This is a genomic window from Pseudomonas atacamensis (genome assembly GCF_017167965.1).
Lineage (GTDB): Bacteria > Pseudomonadota > Gammaproteobacteria > Pseudomonadales > Pseudomonadaceae > Aquipseudomonas > Aquipseudomonas atacamensis.
Genome location: NZ_CP070503.1, coordinates 3,277,159 through 3,301,529 on the forward strand (window position 1 = coordinate 3,277,159; position 24,371 = coordinate 3,301,529).

Annotated in this window: 25 protein-coding genes and 3 tRNA genes; 16 read left to right on the plus strand and 12 right to left on the minus strand. The window is 57.7% G+C overall.

Features of this window, described 5'->3' with window-relative positions:
- Positions 1–252: 252 nt before the first annotated feature.
- The gene (locus tag JWU58_RS14845; protein WP_122707914.1) at positions 253–504 is read right to left on the minus strand and encodes a transcriptional regulator; all 252 of its coding nucleotides are present in this window, start codon (positions 502–504) and stop codon (positions 253–255) included.
- Positions 505–605: 101 nt separating this feature from the next.
- Between JWU58_RS14845 and JWU58_RS14850 the strand changes: the two genes are divergently transcribed.
- The 8 genes from JWU58_RS14850 (at position 606) to JWU58_RS14885 (ending at position 5,505) form a co-directional block, all read left to right on the plus strand.
- Positions 606–1,367, plus strand: coding sequence for a S24 family peptidase (locus JWU58_RS14850; RefSeq protein ID WP_103367201.1), 762 nt, complete (start codon positions 606–608; stop codon positions 1,365–1,367).
- A gap of 253 nt (positions 1,368–1,620) precedes the next feature.
- On the plus strand, positions 1,621–2,211 hold the full coding sequence (locus JWU58_RS14855; RefSeq protein ID WP_206420394.1) for a hypothetical protein: 591 nt from the start codon (positions 1,621–1,623) through the stop codon (positions 2,209–2,211).
- Between the two features lie 9 nt (positions 2,212–2,220).
- A complete protein-coding gene (locus JWU58_RS14860) occupies positions 2,221–2,502 on the plus strand; it encodes a phage antirepressor KilAC domain-containing protein (RefSeq protein ID WP_083368984.1) in 282 nt (93 codons plus the stop codon).
- Positions 2,503–2,660: 158 nt separating this feature from the next.
- Positions 2,661–3,041 carry a pyocin activator PrtN family protein gene (locus tag JWU58_RS14865; protein ID WP_206420396.1) on the plus strand — a complete coding sequence of 127 codons (381 nt, stop codon included), beginning with the start codon at positions 2,661–2,663 and terminating at the stop codon, positions 3,039–3,041.
- Positions 3,038–3,505 carry a hypothetical protein gene (locus JWU58_RS14870; RefSeq protein ID WP_206420397.1) on the plus strand — a complete coding sequence of 156 codons (468 nt, stop codon included), beginning with the start codon at positions 3,038–3,040 and terminating at the stop codon, positions 3,503–3,505. Before JWU58_RS14865 ends, JWU58_RS14870 begins: the two co-directional genes overlap by 4 nt.
- Complete coding sequence (locus tag JWU58_RS14875) at positions 3,502–4,254, plus strand: DNA cytosine methyltransferase (RefSeq protein ID WP_206420399.1); 753 nt, start codon at positions 3,502–3,504, stop codon at positions 4,252–4,254. The genes JWU58_RS14870 and JWU58_RS14875 overlap by 4 nt, the downstream gene beginning before the upstream one ends.
- A 12-nt stretch (positions 4,255–4,266) precedes the next feature.
- The gene (locus JWU58_RS14880) at positions 4,267–4,473 is read left to right on the plus strand and encodes a DUF4224 domain-containing protein (RefSeq protein WP_102358625.1); all 207 of its coding nucleotides are present in this window, start codon (positions 4,267–4,269) and stop codon (positions 4,471–4,473) included.
- On the plus strand, positions 4,474–5,505 hold the full coding sequence (locus JWU58_RS14885) for a site-specific integrase (RefSeq protein WP_206420400.1): 1,032 nt from the start codon (positions 4,474–4,476) through the stop codon (positions 5,503–5,505).
- A gap of 93 nt (positions 5,506–5,598) precedes the next feature.
- Here the strand turns inward: JWU58_RS14885 and JWU58_RS14890 are convergent.
- Positions 5,599–5,685, minus strand: a tRNA-Leu gene (locus JWU58_RS14890).
- 500 nt (positions 5,686–6,185) lie between these two features.
- Here JWU58_RS14890 and JWU58_RS14895 point away from each other — a divergent pair.
- Positions 6,186–6,719 (plus strand): GAF domain-containing protein, encoded by a 534-nt coding sequence (locus JWU58_RS14895; RefSeq protein WP_163012213.1) that lies wholly within the window; start codon positions 6,186–6,188, stop codon positions 6,717–6,719.
- An 83-nt stretch (positions 6,720–6,802) separates the two neighbouring features.
- On the opposite strand, the gene JWU58_RS14900 is transcribed toward JWU58_RS14895, so the two are convergent.
- From JWU58_RS14900 to JWU58_RS14925, 6 genes are all read right to left on the minus strand, one after another.
- Positions 6,803–6,876: transfer RNA gene (locus JWU58_RS14900), tRNA-Cys, on the minus strand.
- A 46-nt stretch (positions 6,877–6,922) separates the two neighbouring features.
- Positions 6,923–6,998 (minus strand) — tRNA-Gly (locus JWU58_RS14905).
- 60 nt (positions 6,999–7,058) lie between these two features.
- Complete coding sequence (gene pgsA, locus JWU58_RS14910) at positions 7,059–7,619, minus strand: CDP-diacylglycerol--glycerol-3-phosphate 3-phosphatidyltransferase (protein ID WP_206420402.1); 561 nt, start codon at positions 7,617–7,619, stop codon at positions 7,059–7,061.
- Between the two features lie 32 nt (positions 7,620–7,651).
- Entirely contained in the window at positions 7,652–9,475 is a 1,824-nt protein-coding gene (gene uvrC / locus JWU58_RS14915) for an excinuclease ABC subunit UvrC (RefSeq protein WP_024012762.1), read from the minus strand.
- Between the two features lie 2 nt (positions 9,476–9,477).
- Positions 9,478–10,119: a response regulator transcription factor GacA gene (gene gacA, locus JWU58_RS14920; protein WP_024012761.1), complete on the minus strand. Its 642-nt coding sequence runs from the start codon at positions 10,117–10,119 to the stop codon at positions 9,478–9,480.
- Positions 10,120–10,246: 127 nt separating this feature from the next.
- The gene (locus JWU58_RS14925) at positions 10,247–10,690 is read right to left on the minus strand and encodes a GNAT family N-acetyltransferase (protein WP_016774511.1); all 444 of its coding nucleotides are present in this window, start codon (positions 10,688–10,690) and stop codon (positions 10,247–10,249) included.
- A gap of 603 nt (positions 10,691–11,293) precedes the next feature.
- On the opposite strand from JWU58_RS14925, the gene JWU58_RS14930 reads away from it, so the two are divergent.
- Positions 11,294–12,367 (plus strand): 3-deoxy-7-phosphoheptulonate synthase, encoded by a 1,074-nt coding sequence (locus JWU58_RS14930; RefSeq protein WP_024012760.1) that lies wholly within the window; start codon positions 11,294–11,296, stop codon positions 12,365–12,367.
- A 17-nt stretch (positions 12,368–12,384) separates the two neighbouring features.
- Here the strand turns inward: JWU58_RS14930 and JWU58_RS14935 are convergent, their stop codons facing one another.
- Positions 12,385–13,497, minus strand: a complete 1,113-nt coding sequence (locus tag JWU58_RS14935) for a hypothetical protein (RefSeq protein ID WP_123442622.1) — start codon at positions 13,495–13,497, stop codon at positions 12,385–12,387.
- A gap of 334 nt (positions 13,498–13,831) precedes the next feature.
- On the opposite strand from JWU58_RS14935, the gene JWU58_RS14940 reads away from it, so the two are divergent.
- From JWU58_RS14940 to JWU58_RS14965, 6 genes are all read left to right on the plus strand, one after another.
- Positions 13,832–14,701, plus strand: coding sequence for an esterase/lipase family protein (locus JWU58_RS14940; RefSeq protein WP_123442786.1), 870 nt, complete (start codon positions 13,832–13,834; stop codon positions 14,699–14,701).
- Between the two features lie 95 nt (positions 14,702–14,796).
- A complete protein-coding gene (locus tag JWU58_RS14945; RefSeq protein ID WP_016774509.1) occupies positions 14,797–15,078 on the plus strand; it encodes a peptidylprolyl isomerase in 282 nt (93 codons plus the stop codon).
- A gap of 131 nt (positions 15,079–15,209) precedes the next feature.
- Positions 15,210–17,078, plus strand: coding sequence for an extracellular solute-binding protein (locus tag JWU58_RS14950; RefSeq protein ID WP_123442623.1), 1,869 nt, complete (start codon positions 15,210–15,212; stop codon positions 17,076–17,078).
- On the plus strand, positions 17,078–18,139 hold the full coding sequence (locus JWU58_RS14955; RefSeq protein ID WP_071172270.1) for a microcin C ABC transporter permease YejB: 1,062 nt from the start codon (positions 17,078–17,080) through the stop codon (positions 18,137–18,139). Before JWU58_RS14950 ends, JWU58_RS14955 begins: the two co-directional genes overlap by 1 nt.
- Positions 18,139–19,161: an ABC transporter permease gene (locus JWU58_RS14960; RefSeq protein ID WP_024012756.1), complete on the plus strand. Its 1,023-nt coding sequence runs from the start codon at positions 18,139–18,141 to the stop codon at positions 19,159–19,161. Before JWU58_RS14955 ends, JWU58_RS14960 begins: the two co-directional genes overlap by 1 nt.
- 9 nt (positions 19,162–19,170) lie before the next feature.
- Positions 19,171–20,742 carry an ABC transporter ATP-binding protein gene (locus JWU58_RS14965; protein WP_206420404.1) on the plus strand — a complete coding sequence of 524 codons (1,572 nt, stop codon included), beginning with the start codon at positions 19,171–19,173 and terminating at the stop codon, positions 20,740–20,742.
- A gap of 8 nt (positions 20,743–20,750) precedes the next feature.
- Here the strand turns inward: JWU58_RS14965 and JWU58_RS14970 are convergent, their stop codons facing one another.
- The 3 genes from JWU58_RS14970 to JWU58_RS14980 form a co-directional block, all read right to left on the minus strand.
- Complete coding sequence (locus tag JWU58_RS14970) at positions 20,751–22,016, minus strand: hypothetical protein (protein WP_206420405.1); 1,266 nt, start codon at positions 22,014–22,016, stop codon at positions 20,751–20,753.
- 94 nt (positions 22,017–22,110) lie between these two features.
- Positions 22,111–23,391 (minus strand): hypothetical protein, encoded by a 1,281-nt coding sequence (locus JWU58_RS14975; protein ID WP_206420407.1) that lies wholly within the window; start codon positions 23,389–23,391, stop codon positions 22,111–22,113.
- Positions 23,392–23,424: 33 nt separating this feature from the next.
- Complete coding sequence (locus JWU58_RS14980) at positions 23,425–24,363, minus strand: hypothetical protein (RefSeq protein WP_206420408.1); 939 nt, start codon at positions 24,361–24,363, stop codon at positions 23,425–23,427.
- Between the last annotated feature and the right edge of the window lie 8 nt (positions 24,364–24,371).

Sequence of the window (24,371 nt, forward strand, 5' to 3'; positions counted from 1 at the left end):
GAGAGGCCCAAACGCCGGTAACCCTTGCAGGGGACAACCGGCACCGTGCCGGGGCGTACAATCCGTTGTTCACCCCTGGCGCAACAGCTGCCAGCTCTGTGGTAAGAACGGCAGCAACACCAAGGCTTCCGAGCCTTGGAAACGCGATGAAGGTCGGCGGCATGTGGTGTGCTCGCCTTCTGACATCGCGACCCGATAGCATTGTGGTGATGCTGTCGGGAGAAACTGGGCGCCCCTAGGGTCGCCTTTTTTCTATGCAGCGTTTTCTACTCTGTGATTAGCTGGTGCCTGCATTCGCAGGTATTGCCAATCAATGTCTGGCCTTAACGACTCACACGTCACACGACTGCCGCTATGCCGATCAATCGAAATAGATAAAGCTGCGTTCGCTCGGCGATTGCCATAAGCAACCTGCTTTAATTGGCCGACTGAGGTATTACATCGAGAGGCAAAGGTCTTGAGCTGTGCGTCGTCTAGGATCTTTATGTATTCGAGAAGCGTCATTGCTAACCCCCTATTCAACACAAGATTAGCAACTGCTAATCCGGTCCGCAATAGCAAAACGTAATTTACATTTTGCTAACGGAGCACGGATGATTCCCTATATGAATATCTACGAAAAACGCCTCACGATTCTTAAAGCCCTGATTGGTGAAAACCAACTCAAAGACTTTGCCGGAGCGCATGCCGATGTGGACGCTTCGTACATTTCTCAGATCCTGAACGGGCACCGGACATTGGGTGACCGAGCTGCCACGAACCTTGCAAAAAAGCTCGCAATTCCTGCTGATTTGCTTACGACGGGAACCTACTCCGCCGAAGACCAGCATCAAATCACCGCCGCTTGGATCGCTCTTGGCCTCAAGCCTCCAGTTTTGCCCCACCCCGCGTTCTTCAATGCAACCATCAACGAAACCGCCCTTAGAACAGCTGAAGAGCGGGAAGCAAGCGAGCACCGGCGCCCTGCCCCAGTACCCGTAGTAGGAAAGGCTATGTTGGGTACTGATGGCTACTTCGACGCACTTGAATATCCTCCAGGTCATGGCGATGGATACTTGGAAATTATCAGTTCCGATCCCGATGCATATGGCTTGAAAGTCGTGGGAAGCAGCATGCATCCACGCATCAAAAACGGGGAGTTTGTGCTCATTGAGCCGAATCATGGTTATCAGACTGGCGATGAGGTCCTCGTGCGGACCACCGATGGTAGGGCAATGGTGAAAGAGTTCATTTACCGTCGGGACGGTCAACTGCGGTTCGACAGCATTAACGACAGCTACCCGCCTATTTTCCTGGAAGAAAAGCTGGTCGAGAAAATCCATTACGTAGGGGCTATCTTGAAGCCTTCAAAGTACCTTGAGATTTGAAATTTAGCATTTGCTATTGCGAAACAGATTAGCTGTTGCTAATTTGCACTCACTCTTTAACCACAGAGCGAGGCAAATTTATGCATACCAAAGCTACGATTCATCTGCACCCAACCATCGCTGACCCCTGCCGAATTTTCGAGGTTCGTCGTCTGGCCCGAGAATGTGGCTGCGCTTTTATAAGCATCAACGCCTCCAAAAAAAGTCGCCCTCCTGCCAAGTGTTTCGACCCAAAAGGTGGAGGGCACGCGGCATGATCAAGTACAAAATCGACAACCGCACCCTGCAGTTGCTCAACGCCCAGGTCAACCTAACCGAGACCTTCAACCACGTCCTGCGCACAGCCCCGAAGCGTGAATGCCTGGCATTCCGTCTCAAGGCTGAGCGCGGCGCAATGGAAAGCACTTTTGTCGTGGAGCTGGGCAGCGAACGCCACACGCTGACCCTGCCAAACGACAAGAAAATGCACCTCAAACTGGCCGACTTTATTGAAGAGATTGCCAACGGTCCGTTCGACGCGCGCAACTCCAGCGACCTGGCGCATCTCCCGCATGCCGATCGTCAATACGGCCGTTTTGATGTCCAGGACAAGCAGCGCGTATTCGAATTGGTGCACACCGGCGGCGTGCTGAGCCTCGACATGGGTTTTGAACTTCCCCTGCATGTGGCTCTGCATCGCACTCATACGCGCCGCGGCGTCACCGCCATCTTGAGCATCGGCAACAAGAGTCCGCATACACGCTGCTTCACCTTGTACGACCCCGATGCCGAGACCTACGCAAGGCTCATTGAGTCCATCAACCACCTTGCTGCAGCAGCCACTCCTGCTGCGCACGCGGCATGAGGGGACGCAATGGAACGCACCCTCGCCCAAGCAGCCGCTCAACTCGGCCTCACTCGCCCCAAACTAATCGCTCTCATGCGGGAAAAAGGTTTGCTCAAGGGAAACCTGCCGGCGGACCCGAAGCGCGACAAAGCGTACCTGCGGATCAAGGACAGCCCTTGGTATGACGAAAAATGCGGAATGCAGTACAGCCAGTCGACCCGGGTCATGCAAGCCGGCATCCGCTGGCTGGCCGAGCAGTTGGACATCGATCTTCCTGCCATTCCGGCAGATCGCCGTGACGTGGCCTAGGGAGTATGCCCGCCAGATCGTTTCTATGCGCACACGCGAGGAGCGCAACGCTGCGCTCCTCGAAGTGCCCGAACATCTGCGCGAGCTGACTAAACGCCACTGCCTGAACGCCTGGAACCACCCGGCACGACAACAACGCAAGGAGGCTCGACAAGGCCATGAGTAACGCTGCACAGAATCCGCTTCGACTGCATCCGGCGCCCGAATCGGCCACCGTTGAACTGCTCTATCGAATCTTCGGTGACGTCCTGATCCCGCTGGAAAAAGTCCGCGAGCAGTACTTTCGCAATCTCAACGAACAGTCGTTCGTGACGGAGATCAACAGCGGCCGGATCCAGCTTCCGATCACCACGCTGGACACCAGCCGCAAGGCCTTGAAGTACGCGCACATCCGCCACGTCGCCTCGCTGATCGACATCCGCGCCTACAAGGCTGATGAAGACATGCAGCGGCAGCAGGACGGCCAATGCCGTGTTGCCCCCACACCACTGACGGCCGTCACCACCGGCCAACGACAATCCCAGGAGCACACCATATGATGACCCCAATACAAATCGGTGCATTGATCATCCTGATAGCTCTGGCCGCCCTGCTGCTCTGGGGCGGTTACATCATGGGCCGCAGTGATGGTCTGGAGACAGGTATGCGCGAGGGTGAAGACATCCAGCGCGCCGCGAGCGCCAAAACCATCCGCGAGCTTCGGGCCTCCCTGCAGCTCATCCGGGCCGATCACACTCGCTTGGCGCAAACCTGCAAACGACTTGAAGCAGCCCCCCTCTTCGGCCCGGCCGAGCACCAGACGCTGGTCGCCATCGGCGAGTTGCTGCGGATCGCCGCCGAAACCTTCAGCGCCTTTCGTACCGGCAAGAAACTCGAGCGTGATGCTTGGTCCCTGCGCGAACAGGTGCTTGCAATGACTGCGCAACCGCAGCCAGAAATCGAAGACAGCCTGGCCGGAAAACCACTCGCCAGCGCCGAGAAAGTCACTGTGGAGGCTGCGTGAATGAGCTGGCTCTTTTCGCAGGCGCTGGTGGCGGAATACTCGGCGGCCATCTCCTCGGCTGGCGCACCGTCTGCGCAGTTGAGCGTGATGCCTACGCCGCACAGATTCTGGCGCAACGACAAACCGATGGACTGCTCCCGCCTTTCCCGATTTGGTCTGACGTGTGCAGTTTTGACGGACGACCCTGGCGAGGCCTTGTTGACGTGGTTTCGGGAGGATTTCCTTGTCAGGACATCTCGGTCGCAGGCAACGGCCTCGGTATCGCCGGAGAACGCTCAGGACTGTGGCGGCAGATGGCACGAGTTACCGATGAGGTACGACCGCGCTACGTCGAACTGGAGAACTCACCATTGCTTGTGGGAAGAGGACTTGCCGTGGTGCTCGGTGACCTTGCCGAAATGGGGTATGACGCGCGATGGGGTGTTATCGGAGCGGCTGACCTCGGTGCCCATCATCAGCGTGACCGGATCTGGCTCATCGCAGAAGACACACGTCAGACGATGGCCAACACCGGTGGCGAGCATGGCAAAGGGATCCTCCCCTGCCGCACTAACTCGCCGATCCGGGGCCGACCGCTCGAACGATCGTCTGGATCACGCCGTGATGGCATTGGATGGTGGTCATCTGAACCCGGAATGGGCCGAGTGGCTGATGGGGTGGCCCATCGGGTGGACCGACTTAAGGCCATTGGCAACGGACAGGTTCCAGTCGTGGCAGCAAGCGCATTCGAAGCGCTCTGTATTTCCTAGCAAGGAGGCAGCATGAACATTCAATTTCTTAGCCATGAGCAGGTCTGCGAGCTTACCGGAGCTAAAACTAAAGCCGGTCAGATTACAGTACTGAAGCGCAATGGCATCCGTCACACCATCAAGCGCAATGGCTGGCCTTGCGTGATTGCCTCGGCGCTGACAGGAGCAACTACCACCGCGCCAGAAACTCCAACGTGGCAGCCGCGCCTGGTGGGATAAATGGGACGAAGACCAACAAAGCCGGGGAGCATTCCCCGGCTGCGCGAGAGAAAACGCGGCAACACCACCTATTACCTTTACGACACTGGCGGGAAACCACGCAAGGAAATCCCCCTAGGTACAGATTACGGCCTAGCCATACTAGAGTACGCAAAGCTCGAAAAAAGCCGCGTCTCTCAAGCTTTGACACAAACCGTACTTACCTTTGCTTACGTAGCCGAGCTTTATATGAATGAGGTGGTTCCCACAAAAGCCCACGCCACCCAAAAGGACAACGCGCGCGAACTGAAAAACCTTCTCCTGTTCTTCAACGACCCGCCCGCTCCTCTAGAAGCAATCGAACCGAAACATGTTAGCCAGTACCTTCGTCATCGCGGTAAGGCAGCACCTATTCGTGCGAATCGGGAGAAAGCGTTACTCAGCTCCATCTGGAACTTTGCTCGTGAGAATGGCTATACATCCTTGGCAAATCCTTGCTCAGGCGTGAAAGGCAATAAAGAAACCGGTCGCGATATATATGTCGAAGACGACGTACTTGCCAGAGCCTACCAGCATGCCGATCAGCCATTGAGAGACGCTTTGGACCTGTTCTATCTAACAGGTCAGAGGGTCGCAGACACATTGAAGATGGATGAGCGAGACATAAAAGACGGGAAGCTCTCTGTTCAGCAAGGCAAGACTGGGGCTAAACGAAGGATCGAGATCATTGGTGAGCTCAAAGTCGTAATCGATCGAATCATGGCACGAAAGGCTGGACACAAAATCAGATCAACACGTCTCGTAGTAATCGACTCTGGGCAGCCGATGACAACCAGCATGCTCAGAAAACGGTTCGATGGCGCCAGGGAAGCAGCCGGGATTCCAAAAGCAGAATTTCAGATGCGCGATCTAAGAGCAAAAGCGGCGACGGATAAGGAGGAGTCAACAGGCAGCATCCGAGAAGCTCGGGACCAGCTCGGACATACAACCGTCGGGATGACAGAACAGTACATCCGCATGCGGAAGGGGATGAAGGTTACCCCTACGAAGTGACTGACGGTCACGAATTGCGGAAAAGATTTTTTGATTGCGGAAAAAATAACGAAGGGCTTGCATGAGATATGTCATGCAAGCCCTTGATATATATGGTGCCCGAAGCCGGAATCGAACCGGCACGCCCTTACGAGCGGGGGATTTTAAGTCCCATGCGTCTACCAGTTTCGCCATTCGGGCGGTAGCGCGGTGTTGCTTTGCTCAGCCTTGCGGTTGCGATCCTGACAGGATGGCCGCTTGAAAAGCCGAGCGGGGAATATATACATCACGTCCCGGTGAAGCAAGTTTGGAGTGCGCGATTTGAGAACTAAATATCGCTGACCAAGGAAAATCAAAAAGCCTCAGAAATCAGGGAGCTACGGAGTTTGCTTGAAGTAGACGCCGAGGTTACTGGCAAATCGCAGCAACCCGACTGGAAATTGAGACGATAAACTCAAAAGATTCAGACGCTCACCATCACCTTAGCTGCACGGGTGACAGATGTTTCATCGATTGAGATTATGAGCAGGCAACCCAGGACTGGACGGGATGTCTACGCTAAAGGATGGCGCCGAAATCAATAATCAAAGGGTAATCAGCACGCCCCCCCCCCCCCCTTCAACCACGATCACGCCTCACAGAACGTCACCAGAGCAGTGCTCAGGGATGTACAAGCAATCAGGAGATTTGATTCCATGCAAATGAGTGACACCGTTCTAAAAGCGTCTTTAAGCCAAGAGGAGCGCTCGGCGATCGCCGAGATCGAAGCGACCACCAATATCCTGCAACTTGTCACCCGTCTGACCGGTACACGCTTTGCCGGCATCGCAAAATTCACTGAAACAGAGTGGATCGTTTGTTCGGCGTACGATCCGATTGAACTGGGAATAAATGTCGGCGATACGCTGGATCTGGAAACCACCCTTTGCAGTGAGTTTCGACGAAATCCGCAAGCCCTCTTCCTTCCACAAATCAGCCAGGATGGACGACTTTCGTCACGTCCTGTGGTGAAGCAATATTCGATTGAAAGCTACGCAGGCGCGCCTGTTTTCCTGCCGGACGGGAGACTCTGGGGTGCCTTATGTGCTCTGGACTCAAGGGCTGTTCTGTTTGACAACCCCGATCTTGCAGAGACATTGACGCTGTTCGCGCGGCTCATTGGCTGCATCTTTTTCTCGAATCTCACGGTGGAAGGTGCCAGCCACATCCAGACCGGATCGTGCTTGACTGATTGACCCTCCGCAAACAGGTGAGCACCACACTTTTCTGCAGACAACAAAAAACCCCGTAGATCATTGATCTACGGGGTTTTTGATAGTGGAGGCCGAGGTCGGAATCGAACCGGCGTAGGTGGATTTGCAATCCACTGCATAACCATTTTGCTACTCGGCCTCAAAGTCTTTGCTGTCAGTAGCACAACAACAAACACTGTACAAATTGGAGCGGGAAACGAGACTCGAACTCGCGACCCCGACCTTGGCAAGGTCGTGCTCTACCAACTGAGCTATTCCCGCTTGGTGTGGCGCATTCTATAGAATTAAGATGCCCCGTCAACCCCTTGATTCAAAAAACTTTTATTTATTTTCGACATCGGTCTTCAGGTGCGGCCAGGCGGCGCGAAGGTATTGAACCATCGACCACAGGGTCAGCCCTGCCGATACGATCAGCAGCGTATAACCGAGCACGACCCAGAAGCTGAATGCCTTTGGATGAGCCAGCAGAATCACCAGCGCGAGCATCTGCGCAGCGGTTTTCCATTTGCCCAGATTGGAAACGGCTACCTGCGCTCGTGCGCCGAGTTCGGCCATCCATTCGCGCAGTGCCGAAATCACGATCTCACGACCGATGATGACCGCCGCTGGCAGCGTCAGCCAAAGATTGCCGTGTTCCTGCACCAGCAAGACCAGGGCAACAGCGACCATCAGCTTGTCGGCGACCGGATCGAGAAACGCCCCGAACGGTGTGCTCTGCTCCAGTCGGCGCGCCAGGTAACCATCGAGCCAGTCGGTTGCGGCCGCGAAGGCGAACACCGAAGCGGAGGCCATGTAACTCCACTCGTAGGGCAGATAGAACAGCAAAATAAAGATCGGGATGAGCAGGACGCGTAGAACGGTAATCAGATTAGGGATATTCATCGGCACAACTGGCTACGAGGTGAAGGGGCATTCTACTCACTATGCAGGTTCGCATAAATCGACTCAGCGAGCTTTTTACTGATCCCCGGGGCTTTGGCGATCTCTTCGATGCTTGCACGAGACAGCTCCTGCAATCCACCAAAATGTTTCAACAGGTCACGGCGGCGGGTCGGCCCTACCCCTGCCACGCCTTCCAGCGTTGAGGTTCGGCGGGTCTTGCCGCGACGAGCGCGATGCCCCGTAATTGCGAAGCGGTGCGCCTCATCGCGGATCTGCTGAATCAGGTGCAAGGCGGGTGAATCGCCGCGCAAGGTGAACTCGTGGGCTGCATCATTCAGATACAACGTTTCGAAACCGGCCTTGCGCGTGGCGCCTTTGGCGACGCCCAACAGGATCAGATCCGGCACGGCCAATTCGTTGAGCACATCACGGGCCATCGACAATTGACCCTTGCCACCGTCGACCAGCAGGATGTCCGGCAACTTGCCTTCGCCGTCCTTGAGTTTGCTGAACCGGCGGGTCAGCGCCTGGTGCATGGCCGCATAATCGTCGCCGGCGGTGACGCCTTCGATGTTGTAGCGGCGGTAATCCGACTTGATCGCACCTTCCGGCCCGAACACCACGCAGGAGGCAACCGTAGCTTCGCCGCTGGAATGACTGATGTCGTAGCATTCCAAACGTTGCGGCGGCTCATCCAGATTCAGCACTTCGGCCAGCGCGTCGAATCGCGCGGCGGTGTGCTGACGGTTGGCCAGACGCGCGCCCAAGGCTTGCTCAGCGTTGGTCACTGCCAGTTGCTGCCAGCGCGCACGGGTACCGCGCACCCGGTGACTGATGGCCAATTCGCGGCCGCGCAAGGTATGAATCCCTTCGATCAGCGCTGGAAAATCTTCGTGAACCACATTCACGATCAACTCGCTCGGCAAATCGCGCTCGGGGCTGCTGATGTAGTACTGGCCGAGAAACGCCGCCATGACTTCGGAAACGTCTTCCTCGATGCCGACCTGCGGGAAAAAATTCTTGCTACCCAGCACTCGCCCGCCGCGCACGCTGATCAGGTGGACACAGGCGCCGCCTGGGTTGACGAATGCGGCAATAACGTCGATATCGCCGGTTCCGCCTTCCATGCTTTGCTGGTCCTGCACCCGGCGCAGCAAGGCGATCTGGTCACGCAATTCGGCCGCGCGTTCGAATTCGAGATTGATCGCTGCCTCTTCCATCGCGGTGGACAGCTCGTTGGTCAGCGCGTGGCTGCGACCTTCGAGGAACATCACCGAGTGGCGCACGTCTTCGGCGTAGACGTCAGGCTCGACCAAACCCACGCATGGTGCCTTGCAGCGTTTGATCTGGTATTGCAGGCACGGACGGGTGCGGTTCTTGTAATAGCTGTCTTCACACTGACGGACGAAAAAGGTTTTTTGCAGGATGCTCAGGCTTTCGCGAATGGCGCCGGCACTCGGATAGGGGCCGAAATACTTGCCCTTGGCCTTTTTTGCGCCGCGATGGATGCTCAGGCGCGGAAACTGTCCGTCGGAGAGAAACACGTACGGATAGGATTTATCGTCGCGCAGCAGGATGTTGTACGGCGGGCGCCACTCCTTGATCAGCGTCTGTTCCAGCAGCAGCGCTTCGGTTTCGTTGGCGGTGATGGTCGTCTCGACCTGAGCGATACGCCCGACCAGTGCAGCCGTTTTCGGCGCCAGCCCGGTCTTGCGAAAGTAGCTCGCCAGACGTTTCTTCAGGTTTTTCGCCTTGCCGACATACAGCAGGCGCGCCTCGCTGTCGAACATGCGATAGACGCCCGGGCGACCGCTGACGGTCGACAGGAAAGCACTGGAATCAAATGTCTCGGTCATGGTCAGGCGCTGGCATCCACCATGCCGTGACGCACCGCGAGCAGTGTCAGCTCGACGTCGCTGCTGATCGAAAGCTTCTCGAAAATGCGGTAGCGGTAGGTGTTCACGGTTTTCGGCGACAGGCACAACTTGTCGGAAATGATCTGGACCTTCTGGCAGCCGACAATCATCAAGGCAATCTGGATTTCCCGCTCCGACAAGGCATCGAACGGCGAATCATTGGTTGGCTGGAATGATTTGATCGCCAACTGCTGAGCGATCTGGGGACTGATGTAACGCTGCCCGGCGAAAACCAGCCGAATGGCCTGAACCATTTCCGGGAGACCTGCCCCCTTGGTCAGGTAACCGGCGGCGCCGGCCTGCAGCAAACGCGTCGGGAAAGGGTCTTCCTCGCACACCGTAACGGCAACCACCTTGATGTCCGGGTGGCTGCGCAGCAGTTTCCGTGTGGCCTCGAGGCCGCCGATGCCGGGCATCTTGACGTCCATGAGCACTACGTCAGGCTTCAATTCACGGGCTTTGATCAGGGACTCTTCACCTGACTCGGCCTGACCCACCACCTGCAGGCCATCGATATCGGCCAGCATCCGTGTAATGCCTGTACGAACGAGATCATGGTCGTCGACCACTAGCACCCTAATCAAGCAGACACCTCGCGATATGGTCTTATTGGGATGCCGGACACCTTAGCAAAAAGTGCCAGACAGACCTAGCGGAAAGCCGCATTTAAAAAGTTTCAATTCGTCATTCAGGGCTTGCCGGCTGTGGGTTTCAGAGCACAGCTGTACTCAAATCGAGCTGCATTCTGAGGAAACACTCATCCCTGCCCACGATGTGCAGTCCTTTAGATGCATACAGTTTTTGCGCCGGGTTATTGTCAAACACTGTCAGCCGCAGTGCCGGTCGCCTTGCCTGCCGAGCCATCTCGATCACCTGATCAATGGCCCAGGAACCGGCGCCCTGCCCTTGCCACGGATGATCAATCTGCAATTCGCGTATGTACAGCGCTCGGGCATCCTCGCTCAGACTGACAAAGCCGATCAGCAGTTCATCCTGGAGGATCATCCAGTTCTCACGATACTGCCAGCCTGCGTCGAATGCCTCGTCCTGCCACAACAGATCGTGGTCAATGTAATAGCGCAGCATGTTGCGACAGGTCAGATCCCGCGCAAACGCAAGATCATCATGGGTGGCATGCCGAATTCGATAACTCATTCAGCTCTCTCCAATCGTAAAAATGTACTTTAACCAGATCGTTTACCAGTGATAGCCGTTTCGCTCGGCACGCAATAGCATTTTCTGATTGCTGACGCGTATCAGCGTCGAGTAAGCTCGGCGTATTCATCGGAGACAGACCATGTTCAACGCCTCTTCACAGTCTTGCATCGCCAGCGCCTCGCGCTCGATTGCGGCTGCGTGGGTCAACGACGCCTGCGCTCCAGACAACTTTTATTTTGGGTATTGGTTTAGCCACTGGCGCGCCTGATACCCAAACGGCGCCCATGATAACGGGTCGCCTACCAGAGATTTCTCAACCCCCGGTCGGCCTCCCGACCGGGGGTTTTGTTTTTTCAGGCCCATCACTTTCAGCGACACACCACACTTCGAGGATTCCACCATGAACTACGCCACTTATTACCGTTACGACAGCTTTAGCGCCTGGCGATTTACCAGCCTCCGCTCGGGACAGCCTGCCGCCTCCGATCGGTCACCTACCGGTGGCAAACACACACGCCTAGCCCGTACGGCCATTTGTCGAACACCCCAGTAGGGCCGAGTGCGCGGGAAAAACCCGCCATCCGCCCAGGAAGACCGAACATGAACTCTTCAGTTTCCGCTTTGCCGCTGTCCACTCTCGACTCTGCCAACGAAGCGCTGACCCTGCGTCTGCCCAGTTCATTGCAGCTCAAACAGCAATTACCGCTCAGCCACTCCTTGCATCAGCAGGTCAATGCCCATCGCCAGGCGGTGCGCGCCATCCTCGACGGTGAAGACCCGCGCCTGCTGGTCATCGTTGGCCCCTGCTCTATCCATGATCCGCAGTCGGCAATCGAATACGCCAGCAAACTCGCTCGCCTGGCCGAAGATGTCAGCGGTGAAATGCTGCTGGTCATGCGTGCCTACGTCGAAAAGCCGCGAACGACGATCGGCTGGAAAGGTCTGGCCTACGATCCGCATCTGGACGGCACTGACGATATGGCTGCCGGTCTGACGCTGTCGCGCGAACTGATGCTGGAAATGATCCGGCTCGGACTACCGGTCGCTACCGAACTCCTGCAACCCATGGCCGCCAACTACTTTGATGACCTGCTGAGCTGGGTGGCCATTGGTGCCCGCACCACCGAATCGCAAATCCACCGCGAAATGGCCAGCGGCCTGAACATGCCGGTGGGCTTCAAGAACGGCACCGACGGCGGCGCCGCCGTTGCTGTCGACGCCATGCGCTCGGCAGCCCATCCGCATCGGCACTTCGGCGTCGACAGCCAAGGGCATCCGGCGATCGTGCAGACAGCCGGCAACGCTGACACCCACATCGTGCTGCGCGGTGGCCATCAAGGGCCGAACTACGATGCAACCAGCGTGGCCAACATCAGCGCCGAGCTCAGCAGACTGAAGATCCCCAGCCGGATCATGGTCGATTGCAGCCATGCCAACAGCGGCAAGGATCCACTGCGCCAGCCAGCAGTCTTCAATGACGTCCTTGAACAACGCCTGCGGGGAAACCACTCGCTGATCGGCATGATGCTGGAATCTCACCTGTTCGAAGGCTGCCAGCCGCTGAGCAGCTCTCTAAGCTACGGCGTATCGATCACCGACGGCTGCCTCGGCTTCGATGCAACTGAGCGATTGCTGACCGATGCCGCACGACGCGTCGCACAAGCCGAACGTTGATCGAACCGCCCTCCCGCTCATTCAAAGCGCGGAGGGCCGGCATTCACTGGCAAAGCCTCCACGCTGATTTGCCTAACGGGGGATTGCTGACTGACATCGTCCAGACGCTCCACGGTGTAGGCGATCTGCACCGTTGTGCCGTGATGTTCACGCCAGAACCGGTGAGGGACAATGAAACACACCGCTTGACCAGCCGTCTCCCGCGTAATTTCAAGATCATCCCGGTGACTGAAGAACTCACCGTCACACTTGAGATAGACCAACTCATCCTCTTGCACCTGCGCCCCTTCGATGAGAACGGAAACGCCGTCGACCGAATCCTTCAGTGACAACACGTTTTCAACTGCCTCGACGACATCCGGCGCAGGCAATTGCGCACGCACTGCAGGCCCTAGGAAAACCGTGGCAGGCTCGGACGCTCGAACCGTTCCACAGCGTTGTTCGACACGGTAGGCGACGACCACTTCACCACCTCGGTGAGCTTCGATGTAGCTACCCGGCACCCAGAACGACAGGCATTGCGCGACGGAGTAGGCCTCCACGTTCAATGAGTCGGTAAAGATCTCGGGCGAGGTATCGCCGTGCCAGGACAACATCACCCGATCGCCCGCCGACATCCTCGCGTAAGGCTGCAGAGTCACCAGGGTGCCCTCGGCCACTCGCGATGGCTCCAGCGCTCCGTTTACCGAGCCTTCGATCTGTGGCGCCAACAATTGCGTGCGTATGTCGCCCACAGACAGTTGCAGGCGTGCAGATTCCACTGCCTTGGGCGCGGACGCACTTTGCAGTGTCCAGTAAACCTCCAGCGAGCCTCCATCCAGCGCAGCCACATGCATGGCCTTGATGACGAAGATTACGTCCCTGCCGACCTGAGCCTGGCTGATGAATCGAACACTCTCGTATTGATAGGTGAAGCCTTCGATATCCAGCCCCTCCCAATACAGCATCAACTGATCGCCGCAGCTCATGTTGGCATAAGGAGAAATGCGAACGATGGCTTTGACCACTGAAGGATCCAACACGCTCCCACTGAGCCCGTCAATCATCGGCGCGACAAGAGTTTCGATGGACACTTCGGCAACCATCGGCTGACGCATCCGCCAGCAAAACTCGACTTCATGGCTATTCATTTTCGTTTCCACTCCCTGGAAAACGTGCCGCCCCGAATGGCGACACTGACATCTACATTGAGGACTTCTTCGAATGTTCTTGATGTCAGCCGAATACACCGCAACGACGGCGCAAGCGCTACTCGCAAGGTAGGCAACCGGGGCGTTCGCGCTGTTATGCCGACAAACGACCCACTGAACTTCCGATTCGGATTTCACAGCTCTCCGAAATTTCGTACGCCTCGTAGTCCATTTTCAAACACAACGCGAAGCCTCTTCGTACTTCCTCAGCGACAGGGGTGTTTTAGAGTGGCTCGGTGATTTCCCGATGAACTTCTACGAAAAAGGTAAGAACATGCAACGGAATGCTACAACTCGTTATCCCATCCTGTTGGTCCACGGTCTGTTCGGGTTCGAGCGTATCGGTCATTTCGAGCTGTTCCATGACGTCAAATCCGCGCTGAAAGCAGCTGGCTGTCGATTGTTTGTTCCACACCTTTCGGCCACCCATGACAATGAAATGCGGGGTGAGCAATTGCTGTCACAGATGGCCTGCGTGCTGCGAGGCACAGGCGCGAAGAAAGTCAACCTTATAGGACACAGTCAAGGTGCACTCGCTGCACGCTATGCGGCAGCGCTTGCACCAAACGTCGTCGCTTCAGTCACCTCCGTCAGTGGTCCGAACCATGGTTCGGAGCTCGCCGACTTCCTGCGCAAGGCACTGGTCCCGGGCAAGCTGCCGGAGGTCGTTGCACAAAACGTGGCGACGCAATTTGCCGATTTGTTGTCGCTGCTCAGTGGCAGCGTGGCACTGCCACAGAATGCAGTGGCCGCACTCAACGCACTGACCACCGTCGGCGTCGGTCAATTCAATGACAAATTCCCACAAGGCCTGCCACACGCCTGGGGCGGTCACGGCCCGGAGCAAGTCAACGGCGTGCGTTACTACTCGTGGAGCGGGGTTGTTGCGCAATCCAGGCTGCCGGCGCTGGATCCGGTTCAAGCAACCTGCCGCGTCCTGTCGCAGTATTTCACCACCGAACCCCAGCAGAATGACGGCTTCGTCGGACGCTTCAGTAGCCATCTCGGCCAAGTGATACGCTCTGATTATCCAATGGATCACCTGGCGAGCTTGCGGCGCAGCCCGGGCGTAACCGCGTCTTCGCCGGACCCTATCGAGCTGTACGTCGAGCATGCCCGGCGCCTGCGTGCGGCGGATCTTTGAGTAGAGTCAGGGAATCAGAATGGAACTTTGCCGAGAATTCACCGACTGATTCCGGTACGCTCCACCTTTTATTGAAACAGTTCGGAGAATTCCCCATGGCCAAAGCCACTGCCCGCCACATCCTGGTTTCCAGCGAAGACAAGTGCAACGAACTCAAGGCTCAGATCGAAGCCGGCGCCGATTTTGCTGAAGTCGCCAAAGCCAACTCCAGCTGCCCATCCAGCCGTCAGGGCGGTGACCTGGGTTCGTTCGGTCCTGGCCAGATGGTCAAGGAATTCGACACCGTGGTGTTCAGCGCGCCGATCAACGTCGTGCAAGGCCCGGTGAAGACCCAGTTCGGTTACCACCTGCTGGAAGTCACCAGCCGTCAGGACTGATTCGTCGTTCTGTTGCTGACAACGGCCCACCCTTTGGTGGGCCGTTGTGTTTCGGTTACATATACGGCTGGCGAGTGGCGCGCCGCTCGCGTACAACTTGCGCTTATCGATTTTGCGTTCCAAGGCTGACGATGCGACTGGTTTTTCCCACACTGATGCTCACCGCCCTCGCCCTGCTCACGGGTGCCGCCGGTGCGACCGCTGCCCCGCAACACGCACTGACCGTTTACGGCGAACCGGCCAAATACCCCGCCGGCTTCGGCCATTTCGACTACACCAATCCGCAGGCGCCGAAGGGTGGGACGATGCGGCGCTCGGCAATCGAAATCGGCCACTTCGATCATCTGCTGCCCTATATAGACAAAGGCATCGGCGTGACGCAGATCGACGGCCTGCTGTATTCGCCACTGGCCCAGCGCTCGCTGGATGAGCCCTACACGGTGTATGGTCTGGTGGCGGAGAAAATGGAACGCTCTGAAGACGGTCTGTCGCTGCGCTTTTTCATCAACCCGAAGGCGCGCTTTGCCGATGGCAAACCGATTACCGCCGAAGACGTTCGCTACACCTACAACCTGCTGATGACCCAGGGCAGCCTGCGTTATCGCACCCAGTTTGCCGACGTCAAAGGCGTCGAAATCGAGGCACCACTGACCGTGCGCTTCGATTTCAAAAGTAACGAAAACCGCACCCTGCCCCTGGATATCGCGACCCTGCCGGTGTTCCCCGAACACTGGTGGAAGAGTCGCGATTTCGCCGGCGGCGGTGGTTATGAGCCGCCGCTGGGCAGCGGGCCGTACCGGGTCGGCAAGGTCGACTCCGGGCGCAGCATCACTTTCGAACGCAATGGCGACTGGTGGGGCAAGGACCTGCCGGTCAGTCGCGGCCTGTACAACTTCGACCATTTCAGTATCGAGTACTTCGGCGACACCGATGTCGCCCGTCAGGTGCTGCGTGGCGGTGCCTATGACTACAACCGCGAGTTTTCCGCGACCGGCTATTCGATCGGCTACGACAGTCCCGCCCTCAGCGATGGCCGTTTGCAGAAGGCCCACCTCGCCACTGAAGCGCCGCAATCGGCCCAGGGTTTCGTGTTCAATCTGCAAAAGCCGATGTTCCAGGACCGCCAGGTACGCCAGGCACTGGCGATGCTCTGGGACTTCGAATGGAGCAACCGGCAGATGATGCGCAACGTCTATATCCGCCAGCAGAGCTACTTTTCCAACACCGATCTCGCCGCCCGACAGTTGCCCGACGCACAGGAACTGAAAATCCTTGAACCACTGCGCGATCAGATTCCCGAAGAAGTGTTTACTAAAGTCTTCGAGGCGCCGAAGACCGACGGCAGCGGCATCATCCGTGACAAGCAGTTGCAAGCCCTGCAACTGCTCGAGCAGGCCGGCTGGAAACCGGATGGCGATCAACTGGTCAACGGCGCCGGCGAGCCGCTGAGCTTCACTTTTCTGGTCAGCCAGAACGGCATGGACCGCCTGCTGTTGCCCTACAAGCGCACGCTGAAGCAGATCGGCATCGAGCTGAATATCCGTCGTATCGACGCCTCGCAATACGTCAATCGCCTGATGAGTCGCGACTACGACATGATCGTCACCGGCTACCCCGTTACCACTTCTCCGGGCGGTGAGTTGCTCAACTATTTCGGCTCGGCAGCGGCCAACGATCCCGGCGCGAACAATTACATGGTGTTGAAAAACCCGGCGGTCGACACCTTGATCAACGGCCTGATCCGCGCCTCTACTCAGTCGGACATGCTGCATTACGCCCATGCGCTGGACCGGGTGCTGCAATGGAATTACTACTGGATTCCCAACTATTACCCGCCGGGCACCTCGACCGTGTGGTGGAACCGCTTCGGCATTCCCACGGTGCAGGCGAGCAATGACGAAGCCATCGAGAGCTGGTGGGAAATCAGCCGCACGCCACTGACCAATCAGCAGATGACCGCCGAGAAAATCAGTCGCGGCAGACCCGGAGGGCCGCACTGATGTGGGGTTACATACTGCGGCGCCTGCTGCTGATCATTCCGACGCTCGTGATCATCCTGCTGGTCAATTTCGTCATCATCCAAGCCGCGCCCGGCGGACCAGTGGAACAAGCCATCGCCCATCTGCAAGGCATTGGCGGCGCCAGTGTCGGCGGCGGAGCCGGCGAGACATCGAGCAACGCTTCGCGCGCCAGCCGTGGCCTCGATCCGCAATTGATCAAGGACATTGAAAAACAGTACGGCTTCGACAAACCGGCCCACGAGCGCCTGTGGCTGATGCTGAAGAATTACGCGCAATTGGACTTCGGCAAGAGCTTCTTCCGTGGTGCAACAGTCACCGACCTGATTCTGGAAAAGATGCCGGTGACCATTTCGCTCGGATTGTGGGCGACGCTGATCACCTATCTGGTGTCGATCCCGCTGGGCATCCGCAAGGCTGTGCACCACGGCAGCCATTTCGACATCTGGAGCAGCACGGCGATCATCATCGGTTACGCCATGCCGGCGTTTCTGTTCGCGATGTTCCTGATCGTGGTATTCGCCGGCGGTACTTCGTTGAACTGGTTTCCGGTGCGCGGACTGGTTTCGGACAACTTCGAATCGCTATCGACGCTGGGAAAGATCGCCGATTACTTCTGGCATCTGGTGCTGCCGGTCACCGCGCTGGTGATCGGTGGATTCGCGACTCTGACGATCCTTACAAAAAACTCGTTCCTCAATGAAATCACCCGACAGTACGTAGTAACAGCCCGCGCCAAAGGCTTGAGCGAACGCCGCGTGCTGTACGGACACGTGTTTCGCAACGCGATGCTGTTGGTGGTTTCGGGGATACCACAGGCGTTCATCAGTGTGTTCTTCGCCGGCTCGCTGCTGATCGAAGTGATCTTCTCCCTCGATGGCCTTGGGCGCATGAGTTACGAAGCAGCGGTATCGCGGGACTATCCAGTGGTGTTCGGTTCGCTGTTCATCTTCACCCTGTTCGGCCTGCTGATAAAACTGATCGGCGACCTCTGCTACACCCTGGTCGACCCGCGTATCGACTTTGCCGCGAGGAATGCCTGATGTTCAAGCTCTCGCCTTTGGGTCGTCGCCGTTTCGAACGCTTCAAGAAAAACCGTCGTGGCTGGTGGTCGCTGTGGCTGTTCATCGGCCTGTTCCTGCTGACGCTGGGTGGCGAATTGATCGCCAACGACAAACCGTTGATGGTCAGTTATCAGGGCCAATGGTACTTCCCGGTGTTCAAGCGCCATACCGAACAGGAGTTCGGCGGGCAACTGCCGTTCCAGGCCGATTACCGCAGCGAGTACGTGCAGAATCTGATTCGCAAGGACGGCGGCTGGTTGCTGTTCCCGCCGATTCCGTTCAGCGACGACACGCCCAACTATGACCTGAACAAACCGGCGCCGAGTCCGCCGACTTCGGTCAATTGGCTTGGCACCGACGATCAGGCGCGCGATGTGCTGGCGCGGGTCATCTTTGGTGCTCGGGTATCGATTCTGTTTGCCTTGATGCTGACTTTCGTCAGCGCGCTGATCGGCATCGCCGCCGGCGCATTGCAGGGGTATTACGGTGGCTGGGTCGACCTGCTCGGACAGCGCGTGCTGGAAGTCTGGTCGGGGCTGCCGGTGTTGTATCTGCTGATCATCCTCTCCGGGTTCGTCGAGCCGAATTTCTGGTGGCTGCTGGGGATCATGGCGCTGTTTTCCTGGTTGGCGCTGGTGGACGTGGTGCGCGCCGAGTTCCTGCGCGGGCGCAATCTGGAATACGTCAAAGCCGCACGCGCCCTGGGCCTGACTGACCGCAAGGTGATCTTCCGGCACATTCTGCCCAACGCAATGAACGCGACGCTCAGCTACCTGCCGTTCATTCTGACCGGGGCGATTTCAACGCTGACCGCGCTGGATTTCCTCGGCTTCGGCATGCCGGCCGGCAGTGCCTCGCTGGGCGAACTGATCGGTCAGGGCAAGCAGAACCTGCAAGCGCCGTGGCTCGGGTTGACCGCGTTCTTTACCCTGGCGTTGATCCTTTCGTTATTGGTATTCATCGGCGAAGCGTTACGTGACGCTTTTGACCCTCGATCCTGAAGCGTGACCATGACAGAAAACCTGATTGAAATCCGCAACCTCAATGTCGCCTTCCATGGCCAGACCGTGGTGCGTGACCTGTGCCTGGATATCCGCCCCGGTGAGTGCCTGGCACTGGTGGGCGAATCGGGTTCGGGGAAATCGGTGACCGCGCATTCGATCCTGCAACTGCTGCCTGAGAGCGAGGCGCAAACCCGTGGCAGCATCCGCTATCGCGGGCAAGAATTGCTCGGTGCTGATCCGAAGGTCTTGCGAGAACTGCGCGGCAATCGCATCGCCATGATCTTTCAGGAGCCGATGACTTCGCTCAATCCGTTGCACACCATCGAAAAGCAGATTGGCGAAACCCTGTTGCTGCACCGTGGCCTCGGCGGCAAGCAAGCGCAGCAGCGCATTCTCGAACTACTCGGACTGGTCGGCATTCAAAAACCCAAGGAGCGTTTGAAAGCCTATCCGCATCAACTCTCTGGCGGGCAACGGCAACGGGTGATGATCGCCATGGCCCTGGCCTGCGAACCGGAGTTGTTGATCGCTGATGAGCCGACCACGGCGCTGGATGTCACGGTGCAGCGCAAGATTCTCTTGCTGCTCAAGTCCCTGCAACAGCGGCTCGGCATGTCGCTGCTGCTGATCAGTCACGATCTCAATCTGGTGCGAAGCATCGCGCAGCGGGTGTGCGTGATGAAGGCTGGCGAGATCGTCGAGCAGGCGCCCTGCGAAACCCTGTTTACCGAACCCAAACACCCTTACAGCTGCGTGCTGTTGAACGCAGAGCCGGAAGGTGAAGCCCTGCCCCGTGACGAACGTGAAAATGTGCTGGAGGTCGCTGACCTGCGCGTCGATTTCCAGGTCAGCGGCGGGTTGTTCAGGCGCAAGCAGTTTCTGCGCGCAGTCGATGGCATCAGTCTGAACATTCAGCGCGGCAAGACTCTGGGCATTGTTGGCGAGTCCGGGTCGGGCAAGTCGACGCTGGGTCAGGCGATTCTGCGTCTGCTCGACTCTGAAGGCAGCATTCGCTTTCAGGGCGAAGCGCTGGACGGCCTCAGTCAGAAGCAACTGCGCCCGTGGCGGCGGCAGATGCAGGTGGTGTTTCAGGATCCGTTCGGCAGCCTCAGCCCGCGCATGTCGGTGGCACAGATCATCAGCGAAGGCCTGGAAGTGCACTGCGAGTCGACGGCCAATGAGTGCGATGAGCAAGTGATCCGCGTGCTCAAGGAAGTCGGTCTCGACCCGGAAAGCCGCCATCGCTACCCGCATGAATTTTCCGGCGGCCAGCGCCAACGCATCGCCATCGCCCGGGCTCTGGTGCTCAAACCCGCACTGATCCTGCTCGATGAACCGACCTCCGCGCTCGACCGCACTGTGCAGAAACAAGTGGTCGCCCTGCTCCGTGATTTGCAGGAAAAATACGGTTTGACCTACCTGTTTATCAGCCATGATCTGGCGGTGGTGCGCGCGTTGGCACACGACATGATCGTCATCAAGGACGGCCAAGTGGTAGAGCGTGGTGCCAGTCACGACGTGTTTGACAACCCGCAACATCCCTACACCAAAGAGCTGTTGGCGGCGGCGCATCCATGATGGAACGGTTAAAGACCCTGCTCAGAGGGGTTGAAAACAAATACCGGACTTGCTGTGCCTAGCGTGGCGCGAAGGATCGGAATGGAACGACCTGTGACCTTAAAATAGTCTCTCTGGTCGTATTGAGCACCTGGCAATCCGTTGCTGGGTACCAAGGCCTGCGCGTTGTAGAAAAAAGCTTCAATGGGCAACTGCGCAGGATTGTTCTGCGGCCACGCTGCGACCATGAATTCGTTCCAGCCGTAGAAGTCACCACGGGTCTTGCGTACGTCAATGCTGAGCTGAAACTGTTGCGGGTCAACGTCGAAAGCACACGATGCATTCACGCGAGCGCCATACCGCGCGAGCCAGACTTCAACGCTGTTGACACCCAACTCGCTGCACAGGCCGCCATGTGTTCTGCACACGTCCGCGCTCCCACCAGTGCCTGCATCGTAGGGGTAGGCGCACCGTAAGCTCATCGGATTACCAGCAGGAGCGGCTTGCTCACGAATCACAAAACCCTGCGATTTGTAAAAACGACTGACACCCGCATCCGCTCTCAAATAGCTGAACGAGGCGCCATTGCCGCGCACCGAACCGGGGCTGGGATTCCAAGAATGGAACGCCGTGGACTGATCTGTGGTGCGAACCAGCACACCGTTGCAATAAAACGCCGCCCGTCCATCGCGACAGGTCGGGGAGGTATCGGCATACCTGGCGTTGAGTTTTGCGGCCACCTGATAGCCGACATACAACTGATCCGCCATGCTGAAGCCGAAAAGGCTCTGCTGGGCCTCATCACGTTGCAGTCGCAAGATCGGCAGCCACTCGCCCGTGGCCTGGAAGTAAACCAACTGGTCTCTTTGCGCGGCGTGCAGCGAGCCGCCTACCGCAAGGTTATAGAACAATGCCTGCAACGGAATGCGCAGCGGCGCCGTGTCGTCCCAGTTTTTGACCAACGCCTGAGCATCGCCAGTCGCAGCGTTGACCTCCAGTGTTTTGCCGATTCCGATGGCGGTCAAAATGTCCGTCAGCACAAATCCGTTGGGAGCACTTACATCAACCGGCTCGCGATCAAGTCGCCAGTAATCAAACCGCTCGTACCCGGCTGACACGGCTTCAGGGCTTAATTTCCAGAACGCCACGTTAGCTGGATTCTGTGAGCGCCGCACCAGCAGGCCACTGCACAAATACACTGCAGTTCCACCCGGACAGGCAGCCTCCGTCAGTCGAAATCGCGCATTGAGCACTTGAGCTATATCCGGTCCGGTGAGCGCCAGAGCAATCGGCATGGTAAGAAAGCTCAATGAACACCAAGCCAGGAAAGCAACCATTCTCTTTCTTATACCCACGACAATTCCTCCCTGAACTGCACTTACCGACAAATTACTGAACGCCCTGATCCGCGGGTTCATAGACAAACGGCGCACCGTTGGCCGCATTGAGCGCAATCCGAACCACGGGCAGCGTGCGTGCCGTCTGTTGATAAAAATCACGCTGGATGAACTGGGCATCTTTGAGCCCGGCACTGCCGGCCACGACAAAGATCGCTTCGAGGGGCAACTGCTGGGGAATGTTTTGCGGCCACGCAGCGATGATCACTTCGTTCCATGCCGGATTGCGATTGCGTACATCAATGCTCAGCTGCACCTGTGTCGGCGTAACGTTGAACGAACATGTGCCGCCCTGCGCTCGATATGCGGCCACCGTGGTCACGCCGAGGGCATCGCAGTGGGTGCGGCAACTGTTGGGGATGCCGCTGGTACCCGCGTTGGTCGGATAAACGCAGCGCCAGGCTGCGTTGTAAGGCGCCGGCGCTGCGGCTTCCTTGAAGATCAGCCCTTGACTACCGGCGATTTGCACCATCCCCACGTCGGTTCGGGCCCAGGAGAACGACACCCCGTTACGCCCCACCGAATTGGGGCTGGGATTCCACGCATGAAACTGCGTCGACGCCGCCGTGCCGCGGAGCAACACACCATTGCAGTGAAACGCTGCGCTGCCGTCACGACAGGCCACGGCGGTATCCCGAAACCGTGCATTCAGCCGTGCGGCTACCTGATAGCCGGCGTACAATTGGTCCTGTTGATTGAAGCCGAACACCTGTTGCGCGGCATCGCGCAAATCCAGGCGCAAAACCGGCAACCACACCCCGGTCGCCTGAAAGTAGTCGCGCTGATCACGCTGCGCGGCCAGTAGTCCCGTCGGCCAGTTGCGGTCGTAAAACAATCCCTGGACGGGTATCTCCTGAGGCGACTGATCATTCCAGTTCTTGACCTGCGCTTCAGCGCGCGGCTCGGGATGCAAAACATCCAAGGTTTTACCCAAACCCAGTGCGGTGAAAATATCGGCGAACACATAGCCGTTCTGCAACAGCGCAGGATCGCGGGAAATGTCTTTGCGCAGGTAGGCAAATCGTTCAAAACCCGCCCCCGTCGCCTCCGTGCTGAGCATCCAGAAGGGGCGCCCGGCACTGACCTGCGAACCGCGCACCAGCACTCCACTGCAATGGTAAGGGTGGGTGTTGCCCGGACACAGTTGCTGATCGATCGCGTAACGGCTGTTCAGGACGTGCGCGACCTCCGGGCCAGTGACCGCCCAAGCGAATCCGCCAGATAACAGGCAGAGCGATAGCGTGCTGTTGACCAGCAAACGATGTACGTTCATGGAATCTCTCCCGGTGCTACGTCACGCGCAGACTCAACTCATCGAAACACCCAGCACCTGATGCTCCTCGCTCAGGTCAGCCGAAGTGGGATTTGGATCCAGAGGGAGGCCTGCCGGTTTGTCCAGATCCACGATCCACGCGGTGTTGGCGCCGTTGAGATCGTCGGTCCAGAACGGGTACGGCGAGCGTCCGAGGTAATCAGTCAGTGACCCGGCATGGCTGTCGTAGACCTTCAGTAGCTGACGCATTTGCGCCAGTGTCGCTGGCTGCAATTCGGCGATCGAGCAGGCATTGCGCATACCCGCCCAGGTGGCGGTGGCAGTGAGAAAACTCAATTGGCCGATGCCGCTGATTGTCAGTTGATACTTCTGCGTTTCGCCGGCGCTGTCCGTGGCACTGATCAGGCACGTTCCATTACCGGCGACAGTCACTTCTGCCTGCTGATCAACCACCGCTACCGTGGAATCGCTGCTGCTGTACTCGTAAGGCGCCACTCCCCACGTCGCTTCGCGAGTGATGCGGCTGAACGCAGGTGGATTGTTCGGAGGCTTACCAGTGACGAGCACGTAATTGAACGAACTCAGATCCAGCGTTTGCCCAACTTCAAAGCCTGCCTTGATTTCAAGGCGCAGCGTTTGCGAGGTGTGCAATCGCTGAGTGCCGAACGACACCTCGTAATTCAATTCGATAAAATTGCTCAGGTATTGCGCGAAGAGGCTCGAATCGATACGAAAAACCGGCGCCGTTTCACCTTGGTTGGCCCTGATCTTGATTTTGTCGACCAGCCTTGTCGCACCTCCTGCGGGCTTCAGAAACAGGTCAATCACATCACTGGTTTTCATTCCGGGATAGGCGCGCACGCGCACGGCAGTCCGCGGCTCCAGCGCTTGCGGATCCAGCGTGCCATCGACTGCACCATCAACGGTCGGGGCAGGAAGCGTTGCCATGACACCGGTATTTTCTTCGAACATTTCAGCTA

Excerpts from the sequence above, each read along its gene's own strand:
- JWU58_RS14895 (WP_163012213.1), top strand. The coding sequence starts at position 6,186 with ATGAGTGACACCGTTCTAAAAGCGTCTTTAAGCCAAGAGGAGCGCTCG.
- JWU58_RS14955 (WP_071172270.1), top strand. The coding sequence starts at position 17,078 with ATGTGGGGTTACATACTGCGGCGCCTGCTGCTGATCATTCCGACGCTC.
- uvrC (WP_024012762.1), bottom strand. The coding sequence starts at position 9,475 with ATGACCGAGACATTTGATTCCAGTGCTTTCCTGTCGACCGTCAGCGGT.
- JWU58_RS14935 (WP_123442622.1), bottom strand. The coding sequence starts at position 13,497 with ATGAATAGCCATGAAGTCGAGTTTTGCTGGCGGATGCGTCAGCCGATG.
- JWU58_RS14940 (WP_123442786.1), top strand. The coding sequence starts at position 13,832 with ATGCAACGGAATGCTACAACTCGTTATCCCATCCTGTTGGTCCACGGT.
- JWU58_RS14970 (WP_206420405.1), bottom strand. The coding sequence starts at position 22,016 with ATGCCGATTGCTCTGGCGCTCACCGGACCGGATATAGCTCAAGTGCTC.
- JWU58_RS14865 (WP_206420396.1), top strand. The coding sequence starts at position 2,661 with ATGAGTAACGCTGCACAGAATCCGCTTCGACTGCATCCGGCGCCCGAA.
- JWU58_RS14965 (WP_206420404.1), top strand. The coding sequence starts at position 19,171 with ATGACAGAAAACCTGATTGAAATCCGCAACCTCAATGTCGCCTTCCAT.
- JWU58_RS14945 (WP_016774509.1), top strand. The coding sequence starts at position 14,797 with ATGGCCAAAGCCACTGCCCGCCACATCCTGGTTTCCAGCGAAGACAAG.
- JWU58_RS14860 (WP_083368984.1), top strand. The coding sequence starts at position 2,221 with ATGGAACGCACCCTCGCCCAAGCAGCCGCTCAACTCGGCCTCACTCGC.
- JWU58_RS14975 (WP_206420407.1), bottom strand. The coding sequence starts at position 23,391 with ATGAACGTACATCGTTTGCTGGTCAACAGCACGCTATCGCTCTGCCTG.
- JWU58_RS14930 (WP_024012760.1), top strand. The coding sequence starts at position 11,294 with ATGAACTCTTCAGTTTCCGCTTTGCCGCTGTCCACTCTCGACTCTGCC.
- JWU58_RS14850 (WP_103367201.1), top strand. The coding sequence starts at position 606 with ATGAATATCTACGAAAAACGCCTCACGATTCTTAAAGCCCTGATTGGT.
- JWU58_RS14855 (WP_206420394.1), top strand. The coding sequence starts at position 1,621 with ATGATCAAGTACAAAATCGACAACCGCACCCTGCAGTTGCTCAACGCC.
- JWU58_RS14960 (WP_024012756.1), top strand. The coding sequence starts at position 18,139 with ATGTTCAAGCTCTCGCCTTTGGGTCGTCGCCGTTTCGAACGCTTCAAG.
- JWU58_RS14885 (WP_206420400.1), top strand. The coding sequence starts at position 4,474 with ATGGGACGAAGACCAACAAAGCCGGGGAGCATTCCCCGGCTGCGCGAG.
- JWU58_RS14880 (WP_102358625.1), top strand. The coding sequence starts at position 4,267 with ATGAACATTCAATTTCTTAGCCATGAGCAGGTCTGCGAGCTTACCGGA.
- JWU58_RS14950 (WP_123442623.1), top strand. The coding sequence starts at position 15,210 with ATGCGACTGGTTTTTCCCACACTGATGCTCACCGCCCTCGCCCTGCTC.
- JWU58_RS14870 (WP_206420397.1), top strand. The coding sequence starts at position 3,038 with ATGATGACCCCAATACAAATCGGTGCATTGATCATCCTGATAGCTCTG.
- JWU58_RS14980 (WP_206420408.1), bottom strand. The coding sequence starts at position 24,363 with ATGTTCGAAGAAAATACCGGTGTCATGGCAACGCTTCCTGCCCCGACC.
- pgsA (WP_206420402.1), bottom strand. The coding sequence starts at position 7,619 with ATGAATATCCCTAATCTGATTACCGTTCTACGCGTCCTGCTCATCCCG.
- JWU58_RS14925 (WP_016774511.1), bottom strand. The coding sequence starts at position 10,690 with ATGAGTTATCGAATTCGGCATGCCACCCATGATGATCTTGCGTTTGCG.
- JWU58_RS14845 (WP_122707914.1), bottom strand. The coding sequence starts at position 504 with ATGACGCTTCTCGAATACATAAAGATCCTAGACGACGCACAGCTCAAG.